At 68.7% G+C, this 13674-nt stretch carries 12 protein-coding genes; 8 read left to right on the forward strand and 4 right to left on the reverse strand.

All coding sequences use genetic code 11. From position 1 onward, the window contains the following. Positions 1-177: 177 nt before the first annotated feature. Positions 178-558, forward strand: a complete 381-nt coding sequence (locus ACVBD7_RS00265) for an H-NS histone family protein (protein WP_458095518.1) — start codon at positions 178-180, stop codon at positions 556-558. Between the two features lie 169 nt (positions 559-727). Here the strand turns inward: ACVBD7_RS00265 and ACVBD7_RS00270 are convergent, their stop codons facing one another. The 3 genes from ACVBD7_RS00270 to ACVBD7_RS00280 form a co-directional block, all read right to left on the reverse strand. Continuing rightward, on the reverse strand, positions 728-1597 hold the full coding sequence (locus ACVBD7_RS00270) for an aldose 1-epimerase family protein (RefSeq protein WP_458095519.1): 870 nt from the start codon (positions 1595-1597) through the stop codon (positions 728-730). A gap of 121 nt (positions 1598-1718) precedes the next feature. Further along, positions 1719-1850: a hypothetical protein gene (locus ACVBD7_RS00275; RefSeq protein WP_458095520.1), complete on the reverse strand. Its 132-nt coding sequence runs from the start codon at positions 1848-1850 to the stop codon at positions 1719-1721. Between the two features lie 742 nt (positions 1851-2592). Then, positions 2593-2799, reverse strand: coding sequence for a cold-shock protein (locus ACVBD7_RS00280; RefSeq protein WP_458095521.1), 207 nt, complete (start codon positions 2797-2799; stop codon positions 2593-2595). A 525-nt stretch (positions 2800-3324) separates the two neighbouring features. Here ACVBD7_RS00280 and pnp point away from each other — a divergent pair. From pnp to ACVBD7_RS00305, 5 genes are all read left to right on the forward strand, one after another. Continuing rightward, complete coding sequence (gene pnp / locus ACVBD7_RS00285) at positions 3325-5562, forward strand: polyribonucleotide nucleotidyltransferase (protein ID WP_458095522.1); 2238 nt, start codon at positions 3325-3327, stop codon at positions 5560-5562. A gap of 172 nt (positions 5563-5734) precedes the next feature. Then, on the forward strand, positions 5735-7135 hold the full coding sequence (locus tag ACVBD7_RS00290; RefSeq protein ID WP_458095523.1) for an NAD(P)H-dependent flavin oxidoreductase: 1401 nt from the start codon (positions 5735-5737) through the stop codon (positions 7133-7135). Positions 7136-7310: 175 nt separating this feature from the next. Then, a complete protein-coding gene (locus ACVBD7_RS00295) occupies positions 7311-7760 on the forward strand; it encodes a (2Fe-2S)-binding protein (protein ID WP_458095524.1) in 450 nt (149 codons plus the stop codon). Positions 7761-7774: 14 nt separating this feature from the next. After that, entirely contained in the window at positions 7775-10015 is a 2241-nt protein-coding gene (locus ACVBD7_RS00300) for a molybdopterin cofactor-binding domain-containing protein (protein ID WP_458095525.1), read from the forward strand. 11 nt (positions 10016-10026) lie between these two features. Further along, positions 10027-10398, forward strand: a complete 372-nt coding sequence (locus ACVBD7_RS00305; RefSeq protein WP_458095526.1) for a c-type cytochrome — start codon at positions 10027-10029, stop codon at positions 10396-10398. Positions 10399-10624: 226 nt separating this feature from the next. Here the strand turns inward: ACVBD7_RS00305 and ACVBD7_RS00310 are convergent, their stop codons facing one another. Continuing rightward, the gene (locus ACVBD7_RS00310) at positions 10625-11974 is read right to left on the reverse strand and encodes an amidase (RefSeq protein ID WP_458095527.1); all 1350 of its coding nucleotides are present in this window, start codon (positions 11972-11974) and stop codon (positions 10625-10627) included. Positions 11975-12119: 145 nt separating this feature from the next. On the opposite strand from ACVBD7_RS00310, the gene ACVBD7_RS00315 reads away from it, so the two are divergent. Both ACVBD7_RS00315 and ACVBD7_RS00320 read left to right on the forward strand, forming a co-directional pair. Then, on the forward strand, positions 12120-13106 hold the full coding sequence (locus ACVBD7_RS00315; RefSeq protein WP_458095528.1) for a TRAP transporter substrate-binding protein: 987 nt from the start codon (positions 12120-12122) through the stop codon (positions 13104-13106). Between the two features lie 2 nt (positions 13107-13108). Then, the gene (locus ACVBD7_RS00320) at positions 13109-13666 is read left to right on the forward strand and encodes a TRAP transporter small permease (RefSeq protein ID WP_458095529.1); all 558 of its coding nucleotides are present in this window, start codon (positions 13109-13111) and stop codon (positions 13664-13666) included. Positions 13667-13674 lie beyond the last annotated feature (8 nt).

Here is a 13674-nt window from a genome sequence, read left to right on the forward strand (position 1 = left end):
GGAGACGAGGATTACGTCATTCGGAATGCGGTATTCCGAATGAAAAACGTCTGTCTTCTCTCGACACTATGTCCCAGATCACGATATCCGCTGCAGGAACTGCCGACCCATCCTTCGCTCCCGAGTGATAGGACGATAAGGCGTTTCCATTTCGACTTGATCAAGGGACAACCGAGCATGGCCGATACCGCCGAAACCTCCGGTAAGCGCAAGCCCACTTTCGACCTCGATGCCATGAGCGCGCAGGAACTAAACTCGCTGATCGAGGCCGCGCAGGCAAAGCGTGCCGAGAAGCAGGACGAGGCGCGTAATGCACTGGTCGAGGAATTCCGCTCCAAGGCCGCCGAGCTCGGCCTGGAGTTGGAGGCCCTCCTTCCCGGCAGCCATAATGCCCCGTCCGGTCCGCCCGCGCGCCGCACCCGCCGCGATGCTGGCGGCTCCGTCGCTGCCCGCTTCCGCGGACCGAATGGCGAGACCTGGAGCGGCCGCGGCCGCATGCCGAAGTGGCTTTCCGCAATGGAGGCCCAAGGTCGCAAGCGCGAAGAGTTTCGCATCTGATTTTCCTGTCCCGGGCGGCGGTGCCGCCCCGGACCTCTCGAGGAACATCCTGGCGAGATAAATGCCGGCCTATGCCGGAAAAGCCGGGATTGTCTTCAAAGAGAATACCGGCCGTTCTGGCGACTATTGTCCCGGCTGTTTCGCGGATGGGAACTCCCAAATCAAATCCCTAAGCTGAGACGGGCTTTATCTTCCACAGGAACCGGCGGATTGCGCCAGGCTCCAGCCGCGTGATCCCCGGGCGCTCCGCGAATTCCCCATCCCATCCCGACGGCGCGGCGGTGCCGCACCAGGGTTCCAGGCATAGAAAGGGCGCTCCCGGCTTCGACCAGAGCCCGAGATCGCCGAAGCCCTCCCATTCCATTTCCAGCGCCGCTCCCGTTGGGGCCTCAAATCGCAGCCTCCGGCCGGGAAAGTCCGGCAGCACCACCGCGTCCTGCTCGAACAGCTGGGGATGCAGCGCCAGCGTTCCGTCACGCAGCGGAATGGTCTCCGAGCCGTCCAGCAGCCCGTCCGTCAGCCGCCGCGCGGCCAACACTTCCACTCCTGGGAAGGTCACCGAATGCCCATCCGCGGAGGCTGCCCCGGGGAGCGGCCAAGCGAAGGCGGGATGCGCTCCAAGCCCGAAAGGAAGTAACCCCGGCCCGGGATTGCGGACGGTGATCGCGCAGGACAGGACCCCACCCGCTATTGCCCATCCCACATCCAGCGCGAAGGGGAAGGGATAGACCTCCCGCGTCGCCGCATCGTCGGTCAGGCGCAGGGCGCATCCAGCCGCATCTCGGCGCAGCCAGGCGAAGGCACGGTCGCGGGCAAAGCCGTGCTGGGTCATCCGATGCGCCCGACCGGCATGGCGCAACACGTCCCCCGGCAGCCGCCCGACGATGGGGAACAGGATCGGTGCCCGCCGCGGCCAAGCCGCCCCAGCCTGCCAGAGCCATTCCCGCCCTGCCGCGTCCTGGATCCCGTGCAGCTCGGCGCCGGCAGCCGAGACAGTGGCGCGGAGCGCGCCATCGCCGAAAAGATGAGTGTCGGTCATCACCCCTGGATGGGGGCCGGGCGGGTCTGCGGCAAGCCGGCGCCGATCACGGCCCCGTTCACGCCCCTCGTCCCGGTATCAAGGGCGCCAGCTCCGGCGCTCCCATTTTAGCGCCCGGGGATCAGCCCAAGGTCTCGCGGATGATCTCGCGGATCTCCGCCGCGCTCAGCGTGCCGGACGGCGCGGCAGCGGTGCCGGGAAGCGGATGGCTCTGCTGAGGCCGGTGCATGGTAACGATGTGCGTGGTTTGCATGGTTTGAAGTCTTTCCTTGTCTTCGTTTTTCGAATGGGCCCGGGCAGATGCTTCTGCACGGGTCTTCCTGGTCTGTATTCGATGGTCGCGGCCGCGCGTGCGTGGCGGTCGTGGAATGCTGCAGCCTTGGCCCTGGATAGGGCAGGGGCGGGACGGATCCATGGCAATCCGGTGATGTTCCACCTGCCAGTGTGGCAGCAGGAGCTTAGCAGGCCCTTTACCGCCGCCTTAACCTGTCCGACGCAGGGAGCGGCAACGTCTGGCTAGAGAAGCTACTTCCGCAGCGCCCGCCACCTTCGCGAAGCTGCGCCGGCTCCACCTTGCCCTGGGGCACAGGCAAACGGGATAGCCATGCAGGCCAGATGCGGACCAGGGCCGAAACAGCCGCCGAACGCTCGGGAGCCACTGCGGCAGCACCGAAGCCGTCCTGGAGAACATGCGCGGCCTTCGGAGGCTCGCCTTTCCGCTCTTCCTGCGGTGACCACAGGCAGCGCTGGGCGGACTGGCCGGTCAAAGCGGCTTCCGTTTAATCCTGCTGCGCCTCTACGCCGGGTGAGAGGGTGTGCCGCAACTGAGCCACCATCTCCGCCAGAGCCGCAAACGCCACATCCAAAAGCAACGGACCAAGATAACACGGGCGCCGGCGGCCATCCCGGCCACGGCGCCCGCCTGTTCATTGGACCGGGTCGCCAATTCCCCCAGTCCTCCGGCGGTAACCCGCCCGGATCAGCAGATGGCCGGATCAGCCCATCTGCAGGTTGGAGGCGGACATCTTGCCCTTCGGATCCTTCTGGACCTCAAAGGACAGCTTGTCGCCCTCGTTCAGGCCGCGGAGGCCCGCACGAGTAACATCGGAAATGTGGACGAACACGTCCTTGGAGCCATCATCCGGCTGGATGAAGCCGTAGCCCTTGGTCGTGTTGAACCACTTCACGGTTCCGGTCGGCATCGATCGCATATCTCTCGCAGGGGTTGCCCCTTGCCGGGCACGAGGGCCGCGACAGGGGACAGGGAACCGGCAACTGGCGGCCCGGCGTCCTGGTCGGATCGGCGGACGGTCTGGGCCAGCACTGGCCTTCAAGATGTGGGCGTCGCATGAAGGGATTGCAACCCAGCCGCCCCTGGGGTGCCTTTTCCCTGGCCTTTGGAGGCCGAAGCCGTCATAAGGCCGCCCACCGGGCGAAACCTTTGGGTTCCGCCCGCCCTCCGCGCACGCGGTGGGCTGACAGGAACGGCCACGGCGCGGCGTTTCCGGCCACATGGACCCCGTCGCGTGAGAGCGCGTCGGACCGCTTCGCGGAAACGCGCGCGGGTCCCATGCAGCCCGAGACGCCGGGCACCCCTCGCCCGAAGCCATGATCTTCATGGGGGCGGGGCCGGCGCAGAGACCCTTCATCCCACCCGTGTCGCAACCATTGCCCGAAGGGGCGCCCCGCCCGGCAATCCGGCCTGGCGGGGGCGACAGGACGCACGCATGTTCGACAGCTACTTCCGCAAGGATATCGAGTGGGGCGGCAAGACGCTCACCCTCGAGACCGGTAAGATCGCCCGTCAGGCCGACGGCGCCGTGATGGCCCGCCTGGGCGACACCATCGTCCTCTGCACCGTGGTGGGTGCCCGCAACGTGAAGCCGGGCCAGGACTTCTTCCCCCTCACGGTCAACTACCAGGAAAAGGCCTTCGCGGCCGGCAAGATCCCGGGCGGCTTCTTCAAGCGCGAGGGCCGTCCCTCCGAGAACGAGGTGCTCGTCTCCCGCCTCATCGACCGCCCGATCCGCCCGCTGTTCCCGGAGGGTTTCCGGAATGAGGTGCAGGTCGTCGCGACGGTCATGTCGCATGACCTCGAGAACAACCCGGACGTGGTCGCCATGGTCGGCTGCTCCGCCGCCCTGACGATCTCGGGCATCCCCTTCTTCGGCCCCATCGCCGGCGCCCGCATCGGCTATGCGGCGGGTGAGTACATCCTCAATCCGACGATGGAGCAGGTGAAGACGAGCGAGCTCGACCTCTTCGTCGCCGGCACCGCCGAAGGCGTGCTGATGGTGGAGTCCGAGGCCAAGGAGCTGTCCGAGGCCGTGATGCTCGGTGCCGTGGAGTTCGGCCACAAGGCCTTCCAGCCGGTCATCCAGGGCATCATCGAGCTAGCCGAGCGCTGCGCCAAGGAGCCCTGGCCGCTGACCGAGGCTTCCGACGCCGAGCGCGCGCTGAAGGCCCGCATCGCCGAGCTCGGCACCGCCGACATGACCGAGGCCTATAAGGAGACGGTCAAGCAGGCTCGCTACGCCAAGGTCGGCGCGGTGAAGAAGGCGATCGTCGAGAAGCTGGAGGCCGAGGGCCTCGACCCCGCCGCCGCCAAGGGCCTGATGAAGGGCCTGGAAGCCGACGTGGTGCGCAACACCATCCTCGACACCGGCATCCGCATCGACGGCCGCGATACCAAGACCGTGCGCCCGATCGTGGCCGAGGTCGGCATCCTGCCGCGTGCCCACGGCTCCTCGCTCTTTACCCGTGGCGAGACGCAGGCCTTCTGCGTGGCGACGCTGGGCACCGGCCAGGACGAGCAGATCATCGACGCCCTCGCGGGCGAGTACCGCGAGGACTTCATGCTGCACTACAACTTCCCGCCCTACTCGGTGGGCGAGACCGGCCGCATGGGCTCCCCGGGCCGCCGCGAGGTCGGGCACGGCAAGCTGGCCTGGCGCGCGATGCACCCGCTGCTGCCGGACAAGGACAAGTTCCCCTACACGATCCGTGTCGTCTCCGAGATCACGGAGTCCAACGGCTCCTCCTCGATGGCGACCGTCTGCGGCACCTCGCTGGCGCTGATGGATGCGGGCGCGCCGCTGAAGCGCCCCTGCGCCGGCATCGCCATGGGCCTGATCAAGGAGGACAAGGGCTTCGCGGTCCTCTCCGACATCCTGGGCGACGAGGACCATCTCGGCGACATGGACTTCAAGGTGGCCGGGTCCGAGCAGGGCATCACCGCGCTGCAGATGGACATCAAGATCACCTCGATCACCTTCGAGATCATGCGCATCGCGCTCGATCAGGCGAAGGACGGCCGCATGCACATCCTCGGCGAGATGGCCAAGGGTCTGTCCGGCAGCCGTGGCGAGGTGGCGGCCACTGCCCCCCGCATCACCGTGATCCAGGTTCCGAAGGACAAGATCCGCGAAGTCATCGGCACGGGCGGCAAGGTGATCCGCGAGATCGTCGAGCAGACCGGCACGAAGATCGACATCGAGGATGACGGCACGATCAAGATCGCGTCCTCGAGCGTTGAGGCGACCCAGGCCGCCATCGACCGCATCCGCGGCATCACCGCCGAGGCCGAGGTGGGCGCGATCTACAACGGCACCGTCGTGAAGGTCGCCGATTTCGGCGCCTTCGTGAACTTCCTCGGCGCCAAGGACGGGCTGGTGCATATCAGCGAGCTCGGCCAGGAGCGGGTGAACCGCACCGCCGACGTCGTCTCCGTCGGTGACAAGGTGAAGGTGAAGGTCATCGGCTTCGACGACCGCGGCAAGGTGAAGCTCTCGATGCGCGTGGTCGACCAGGCCACGGGCGCCGACATCACCGACCAGGTGGGCGCCAAGCGCCCCCGGGCCGAGGGTGAGGCCGAGGAGCCCCGCGGCGATCGTGGCGACCGTGACCGCGGCCCCCGCCGCGAGCGTGGCGGCGAGCGCGGCGATTTTCGCCCCCGCCGCGACTGAGCGACCCGGAAGGGGCTGCGATCCGTCGCGGCCCCTTCCGACCCCCGGCCTGCAGGCAAATGGCTGGAAACAAAAGTTATGCCGGGGCGGGGTCTGTTCCATTCCACCGCCCCGGACCATATCCGGCCCTAGCGACGGTCCTGTGACCGTCCCGTTCCAGGGAAGAGCTGCCTTGAAGGCGATCAACACCATCCGCATGGGCGGTGCCGACGTCCTGCCCCTCGTCGAGGGTGGCAAAGGCGTGTCCGCCTCCAACGGAGCCTCCTGCGGAAACTGGGCAGCAGAGGGCGCGGTCGGCACCTTCTCCGCCGTGAACGCGGATAGCTACGACGCCCAGGGGCGGATCATCCCCCAGGAATACTTCGGCAAGACCCGGCGCGAGCGCCACGAGGAGCTGGTCGCCTACGGCATCGCTGGCGGCATCGCCCAGGCGCGCGAGGCCTATGAGCGCTCCAACGGCCAGGGCCGCGTCCACGCCAACATCCTGTGGGAGATGGGCGGGGCGGAGCGTGTCGCGCGCGGGATGCTGGAAGGGGCCAAGGGCCTGATCCACGGCATCACCTGCGGCGCCGGCATGCCCTACCGCCTGGCGGATATCGCCAGGGAATACCGCGTTCACATCTACCCCATCGTCTCCTCCTCCCGCGCCTTCGCGGCGCTGTGGAAGCGAGCCTATTCCAAGGCGTCCGAGTGGCTGGGCGGCGTGGTGTACGAGGACCCCTGGCTGGCCGGTGGCCATAACGGCCTCTCCAACTCCGAGAACCCTCGCGTGCCGGAGGACCCGTTCCCCCGCGTGCTGAAGCTGCGCCAGCAGATGCGCGAGTTCGGCCTTGGCGACGTGCCGATCATCATGGCCGGCGGTGTCTGGTGGCTCGAGGAGTGGGAGGATTGGATCGACAATCCTGAGCTCGGCCCCATAGCTTTCCAGTTCGGCACCCGCCCGCTGGTGACGCGCGAGAGCCCGATCCCGGATGCCTGGAAGCAGCGCCTGCTGACGCTGAAGCCCGGCGACGTGTCGCTGCAGAACTTCTCCCCCACCGGCTTCTACAGCAGCGCTGTCCGCAATGACTTCTTGCGTGAGCTGGAGGGCCGCAGTCACCGCCAGGTGGCTTATACGAGCGAGCCGATCGGCGAGCACTCGGCCATGTACGGTGTCGGGCCGCGCAAGCGCCCTGTCTATCTCGTGCCGGGCGACCTGCAGCATGTCCGCCAGTGGGAGGCCGAGGGCCACACCGAGGCGCTGCGCACGCCGGACGACACGCTGATCTTCGTGACCCCGGAGACCAGCCGCAACATCTTGGCCGACCAGGTGGCCTGCATGGGCTGCCTCTCCCAGTGCCGGTTCTCGAACTGGGCGCAGCACACGGACGACCACTCGAACGGCAAGAAGGCCGATCCGCGCAGCTTCTGCATCCAGAAGACTCTGCAGGAAATCGGCCATGGCGGCGATCCCGAGCACAACCTCATGTTCGCCGGCCACAACGCCTTCCGCTTCGGCCAGGATCCCTTCTACTCCAACGGGTTCATCCCGACGGTAAAGGAGCTGGTAGGGCGGATCATGACCGGCCGCTAACCAGCGGCTGACTTGCGCCTTAGAATTCGATGCGGCCCCGAACGGCCCGGCTTCCGCAAGGGGCCGGGCCGTCTTCGTTCCGTGATGCTCCCCCGCAACCGTCGCGGGTGACAGTCCGGCAACCCTTGGACTAGCCTCCGGGGAACGCCCGTTCCGGGCAGAGACGGAGGCGACAATGCTGGAACTCTCGATCAACGGCGAAACCCGGCAGGTGGATGCCGAGGGTGACACCCCCCTGCTCTGGGTGCTGCGCGACACGCTCGGCATGACCGGCACGAAGTATGGCTGCGGCATCGCGCAATGCGGCGCCTGCACGGTGCTGGTAGATGGCAACGCGACGCGCTCCTGCGTCACGCCCGCTGAGAGCGTGGTCGGTGCCAAGGTCACCACCATTGAGGCGGTCGAGCGGGATCCGGTGGGCGCAAAGGTGGTCGCGGCCTGGGTGGAGCGGCAGGTCGCGCAATGCGGCTACTGCCAGTCCGGCCAGGTGATGGCCGCGACGGCCCTGCTGCAGCAGACCCCCAAGCCGACGGACGAGGACATCGCGGCCGCGATGACCAATCTCTGCCGCTGCGGCACCTACAACGCGATCGCCGCCGCCGTGCGGCAGGCCGCGACGGCCTGAGCGGGAGCACGCACATGGACGGCATGCTTCCCCCCGGCTCCCTCCCGGCCGAAGTGGTGATTCCTGAGACGGGCGTCGCCAATCTCTCCCGCCGCGGCATCCTCGGCGCCGCCACCGGCGCGCTGCTGCTGGGCACGATGATCAAGGGCCGCCCCGCCCGCGCCCAGGGCGAAGGCATGGCCGCCGCAGCCCCGCGCCCCGGCACCCAGGTGCCCGCCTTCCTCGAGATCCGCGCGGACGGCACCGTTCGTCTGCTCTCGCCGTTCGTTGAGGGCGGCCAGGGCATCGCCACCGCCATGGCGCAGATCGTCGGCGAGGAGCTGGACGTGAATCCGGCCCGCTTCACCGTGGATTGCGCCCCTCCCGGCGCCGACTACCTCGTGGTGAACGGCCGTCGCCTGACCGGCGGCAGCTACTCGGTGCGCTCCAGCTACGCCACCATGCGCCAGCTCGGTGCCACCGCCCGCAACCTGATGGTCCGCGCCGCCGCCGCCCGCCTGGACGTGCCGGAGGCCGAGCTGACCACAGAGGACGGCGTCGTCCTGCACCGCGGCTCCAACCGCCGCGCGACTTATGCCGAGCTGGTCGAGGCCGCCTGGAAGCTGCAGCCGAGCGAGGTCGCGGCCCTGCGCGATCCTGCGAGCTTCCGTTACATCGGCAAGCCCGTCCCGCGCATCGACATCCGCGATAAGTCCACGGGCCGCGCGCAATACGCGATTGACCTCAAGGTCGAGAACATGCTGCAGGCCGCGGTGGCCCATGCGCCGCGCCTTGGCCAGGAGCCCGACAGCTTCGCCAACGAGGCCGAGGTGCGCGCCATGCCCGGCGTCCACTCCGTCCAGCGCCTGCCCGGTGCCGTCGCCGTGCTGGCTGACAGCTGGTACCGCGCCCGGAAGGCCGTCGAGGCGCTGACCGTCACCTGGAAGGACGGCAGGAACGACCGCGCGATGCCGGCCGACTTCTCCTCCGCCGGCATGCTCGCGGCGCTGCGCGCCGAGCGCGGTGCCGGCAGCCCCGCCGAGGAGAACGGCAACCTCGACGCCGCCTTTGCCGGTGCCGCCAAGACCATCGAGGCGGAGTACGACGCGCCCTATCTCGCCCACGCGCAGATCGAGCCGCCCTCCGCCATCGCGCGCTTCAATGAGGACGGCACGCTCGACCTCTGGGTGCCGAACCAGGCGCCCGAGATGTTCCAGGCCACCGCCGCCCGCATCGCGGGGATGGAGCCGGGCAAGATCCGCATCCACTCTCCAATCCTCGGCGGCTTCTTCGGCCGGCACTTCCTGTACGACGCGGCCGCGCCGTATCCGCAGGCCATCGCTCTCGCCAAGGCCGTGAACCGGCCCGTGAAGGTGCTCTGGACGCGCGAGGAGGAGTTCCTGCGCGACGGCCTCCGCCCCATGGGCTTCGTGCGCTTCAAGGGTGCGGTCGGCGCGGACGGCATGCCCGTCGCGCTGCACGGCGCCGCCATCGGCGAAGGCCCGATTGGCCGCTACTTCACGCCGAACCAGCCCGTCGATTCCTCGATGGTCGAGGGCATCGCCGGCAAGCCCTACAACATCGCCGCCAAGCGCGTGGACTGCGTGAAGCTGCGCCAGCCGCCGATCATCTCCTTCTGGCGCTCCGTCGGCCATTCGATGAACGACTTCTTCTACGAGTCCTTCCTCGACGAGTTGGCAGCCGCCGGGAACAAGGACCCGTACGAGATGCGGCTGGCCATGCTGGCCGACAAGCCGCGCCACGCGACGCTGCTGCGCGCCGTCGCCGAGCTCTCCGGCGGCTGGAAGCGCGGGCCGTTCGAGGTGGAGGGCACCCGCCGCGCCCGCGGCGTCGCCATGGCCTCTCCCTTCGGCTCCGAGGTGGCGACCATCGCCGAGGTCTCGATCACCGAGGGCGAGATCCGCGTGCACGACCTGTGGATCGCGATCGATCCCGGCCATGCCGTGAACCCCGCGATCATCGAGGCGCAGGTGCAGTCCGCCGCCGCCATCGGTCTCTCCTCCTCCCTGCTGGAGGAGATCACTTATGAGGCCGGCGTGCCCCAGCAGCGCAACTACGACGCCTATTCCATCCTGCCGCTGTCCCGCATGCCACGGATTCATGTGAAGATCGTAGAGAGCGGCGCGGCGCTGGGTGGCGTTGGCGAACCGGGCGTGCCCGGCGTGCCGCCCGCGGTGGCGAATGCGGTGGCGGCTCTCACCGGCCAGCGCATCCGCAGCCTGCCCCTCTCCAAGGCCCGGCTGGGTTCCTCGTGAAGGTCTTGTCGATGAAGGTTGTCTTCGCCGCCCTGGCGCTCGCCACACTTGCCGTGCCCGCCCTGGCCCAGGGCGCGCCCGACCCCGCCCGGGGCCGGACGCTGTTCCAGCGCCAATGCAGCGTCTGTCACCAGGTGGCCGCCGCCCGCAACGGCACCGGCCCGTATCTGCAGGGCGTGGTTGGCCGCCCGGCCGCCAGCGCGGAAGGTTTCAACTACTCCCCCGCGCTAAAGGCCTCCGGCCTGACCTGGAGCGTGGAGGAGCTGGACTCCTTCCTGTCCGACCCGCAGGGCAAGGTGCGCGGCACGCGCCAGCCCATCCGCGTGACGAACGAGGCCGACCGGCGCGACATCGTCGGCTACCTCGCGAACCCCGGTAGCTGAACCGGCCCCGGAGAGGGCTCCGCCCTCTCCGGACCTCACCGGCCAGGAGCCTGAGGCTTCTGGACCCCCATCTGGCTACCGCGGTCCTGCCCCGCCAGTCGCCTTGGGTCCGCGACCCGAGGCGCACCGTCAGCTGATCGATCCCAACCGATAGAAAAAGATGATGGTGAGGGGGTCGGGGAGAGGAAGAATTCCTTCTTCCTCTCCCTGGTTCCACAGATCGGGATCACACAGCCCGCAGCGCGCCCTCCACCGCCCGCGCCACCGCGAACAACCGCGCATCGCCCATATGCTCGCCGGTCAGCATCAGCCCCACCGGCGCCTCGCCCTCCCCGTGACAGGGGATGCTGATCGAACAGCGGTCGAGGAAGTTCCCCACCGCCGTGTTCCGCAGCAGCAGCATGTTGATGCGGTTGAAGGCCTCCGCCGTCTCCAGGTCTGAGATCGCCGGCGGCGTCAGCGGGCAGGTGGGCGCGATGATCGCATCGAAGGGCGCCGTGCGCGGCGCGATCGCCGCGATGATCCGCGCCCGCTCCGCCATCAACTGGATCAGCTCCGCCGCCGTCATCGTCGCGCCGCGCTCGATGCGGGCGAGGATCAGCGGATCGTACATCTCCCGCGCGCGCCCGATCAGCTCGCGGTGCAGCGCCCAGGCTTCCGCCGCCGCGAAGCCGCCCGTCGCATTCGCCGCCGGGATCTCCGCCACCTCCGGCAAGGCCACGTCGATCAGCCGCGCACCCGCCGCCTCCAGCCGCCGCAGCGCCAAGTCGAAGGCCGCGATCACGGCCGGGGCAAGCCCGTCGAACAGATAGGTCGCGCTCGGCAGCCCGAGCCGCAGGCCTTCCAGCGGCAGGGCAGGGGGAGCAGCGTCATCCTCCGCGCCGGCCATCACCGCATCCAGCACGGCGCAGCAGGCCACGCTCGGCGCCAGAGGCCCGATGCTGTCGAGCGAGGTCGAGAGCGGGAAGGCGCCCGCCAGCGGCACGCGCCGCGCGGTCGGCTTGTAACCGGTGATGCCGCACAGCGCCGCCGGCACGCGGCAGGACCCGCCGGTGTCGGACCCGATCGCGCCGAACCCCATCCCGTCCGCCACCGCTACGCCGGCGCCGGAGGAGGAGCCGCCCGGCGCGTGCCCCGTGTCCCGCCCGAAGGGCGCGCGCGGCGTGCCATAATGGGGGTTCAGCCCTGTGCCGGAGAAGGCGAACTCCACCATGTTCGTCCGCCCGAGCACGACGAATCCGGCCCGCTCCAGACGCGCGATGGCCGGCGCCGTCGCAGCGGCCGGCGCCGCGTCGTGCCGCGCGCGGGATCCGGCGGCTGTCACCACCCCTGCCTGGTCGAACAGGTCCTTGATGCTGATCGGGATGCCCGCATAAGGGCTGGGCGCCCGCCCGACGCGGCGCAGCGCATCCATCGCCCCGGCTGCCGCGAGTGCCGCCTCGGCCTGCACCGCCACGAAGGCGCGCGCGCCTTCCCCTGTAGGATCCCCGATCCGGGATAACGCCTCCTGCACGAGCTGCACGGAGGTGGTTGCGCCGCTGGCCAGAGCCTGGGCAGCATCGTCGAGCGTTCTCATGCGTCGGAGGATGCGGCCAAGGTGACGACCCGGCAATGCAATAGCAGTTGACAGTCCGCCAGCCGACAAAGCAACTTGCGAATAACCAAGGGGTTACCGTGCGTCGGGCCTCTCAAGGAAAAACCCAAATCTCGGGAGAGAGTCCATGACCATTCACGCCCCGCGCCGGGCCGTGCTGCTCGGCGCGCTCGCCACGCCGTTCCTCGCCGGCCGCGCCTCCGCCCAGACCATTACGCTGCGTTCCGCCGACGTCCATCCGGACGGCTACCCGACGGTCGAGGCCGTGCGGTTCATGGGCAAGCAGCTCGAGGAGAAGACGAACGGCCGCCTGCGCGTACAGGTCTTCGGCTCCCGCCAGCTCGGCGAGGAGAAGGACACGCTCGAGCAGACCCGCTTCGGCGTCATCGATCTGAACCGCGTGAACTCCGCCAGCCTGAACAGCCTAATTCCGGAGACGGTGATTCCCGGCCTGCCCTTCCTGTTCCGCAGCGAAGATCACATGCACCGGGTGCTGGACGGCCAGATCGGCGACGACATCGTCTCGGGCGCCGTGCGCCACAACCTCATCCCGCTCGCCTATTACGACAGCGGCGCGCGCAGCTTCTACACCCGTACCAAGCCCATCAACGAGCCCGGCGACCTGCGCGGCCAGAAGATCCGCGTGCAGGCCTCCGACATGTGGGTGGCGATGATGCGCGGCTTCGGCGCCAACCCGACGCCGCTGCCCACCGGCGAGGTCTACTCGGCCCTGCAGACCGGCGTGGTGGACGGCGCGGAGAATAACTACCCCTCCTACCAGTCCTTCCGGCACTTCGAGGTGGCGAAGTTCTACTCCGTCTCCGAGCACTCGATGGCGCCCGAGATCCTCGTCATCTCCAAGCGCAGCCATGACCGCCTGCCCAAGGAACTGCAGGATCTGCTGCGCCAGGCCGCCAAGGACAGCGTGCCCGAGATGCGCCGCCTGTGGCAGGCCCGCAGCGACGAGGCGAAGGCCGCCGTCATCGCCGCCGGCTCGCAGATCAACACGCTGAACAAGGCGCCCTTCGAGCAGGCGATGGGCCCGGTTTACGACCAGTTCGTGCGCGATGCCCGCATGAAGGGCATCGTCTCGCGCATCCGGGAAACCACCTGATCATGATCACTGGCGCGGAGAGCGGCCGTCTGCATACGGCCCAGCGCGGTTTTTCCAACGTGCTGGACGCCATCTGCCGCGTCGCCCTCTTCGTCGCGGGCTTCGCCCTGCTCGCGATGACGGGGGTGGTGAGCTACGCGGTCTTCGGGCGCTTCGTCCTGAACGACACGCCCGCCTGGGCCGAATCGGCGGCCATGCTGCTGATGGCCTGGACCATCATGGGAGCCGCCGCCGTCGGCGTGCGCGAGGGCTTCCATATGGGCTTCGACGTGCTGAAAACCGTGCTGCCCGCACCTGTCGGCCGCTTCTTCGACCTTCTCTCCGACCTCTGCATCACTGCCTTCGGCCTCGGCATGGCCTGGTTCACCGGCGAGCTGGCGATCGCGGTGGCGGATACCACCCTGCCCACGCTCGGCCTCAACGGCGCGGTCGAGTACATGCCGCTGATGCTGGGCGGCGTGCTCATCGCCCTCTTCGGGATCGAACGGCTGGTCGCGCATGCCGCTGGCCGCCAGGCCCCGGCCGACCTGCACCCCACTCCCATCCTCACTGACGCCTGAGCGCGCCC

The sequence above is a fragment of the Roseomonas sp. WA12 genome, assembly GCF_054165765.1.

Bases quoted from the DNA above. Each gene is read 5' to 3' on its own strand.
- ACVBD7_RS00265 (WP_458095518.1), top strand. From the start codon at position 178: ATGGCCGATACCGCCGAAACCTCCGGTAAGCGCAAGCCCACTTTCGAC.
- ACVBD7_RS00270 (WP_458095519.1), bottom strand. From the start codon at position 1,597: ATGACCGACACTCATCTTTTCGGCGATGGCGCGCTCCGCGCCACTGTC.
- ACVBD7_RS00275 (WP_458095520.1), bottom strand. From the start codon at position 1,850: ATGCAAACCACGCACATCGTTACCATGCACCGGCCTCAGCAGAGCCAT.
- ACVBD7_RS00280 (WP_458095521.1), bottom strand. From the start codon at position 2,799: ATGCCGACCGGAACCGTGAAGTGGTTCAACACGACCAAGGGCTACGGC.
- pnp (WP_458095522.1), top strand. From the start codon at position 3,325: ATGTTCGACAGCTACTTCCGCAAGGATATCGAGTGGGGCGGCAAGACG.
- ACVBD7_RS00295 (WP_458095524.1), top strand. From the start codon at position 7,311: ATGCTGGAACTCTCGATCAACGGCGAAACCCGGCAGGTGGATGCCGAG.
- ACVBD7_RS00300 (WP_458095525.1), top strand. From the start codon at position 7,775: ATGGACGGCATGCTTCCCCCCGGCTCCCTCCCGGCCGAAGTGGTGATT.
- ACVBD7_RS00305 (WP_458095526.1), top strand. From the start codon at position 10,027: ATGAAGGTTGTCTTCGCCGCCCTGGCGCTCGCCACACTTGCCGTGCCC.
- ACVBD7_RS00310 (WP_458095527.1), bottom strand. From the start codon at position 11,974: ATGAGAACGCTCGACGATGCTGCCCAGGCTCTGGCCAGCGGCGCAACC.
- ACVBD7_RS00315 (WP_458095528.1), top strand. From the start codon at position 12,120: ATGACCATTCACGCCCCGCGCCGGGCCGTGCTGCTCGGCGCGCTCGCC.
- ACVBD7_RS00320 (WP_458095529.1), top strand. From the start codon at position 13,109: ATGATCACTGGCGCGGAGAGCGGCCGTCTGCATACGGCCCAGCGCGGT.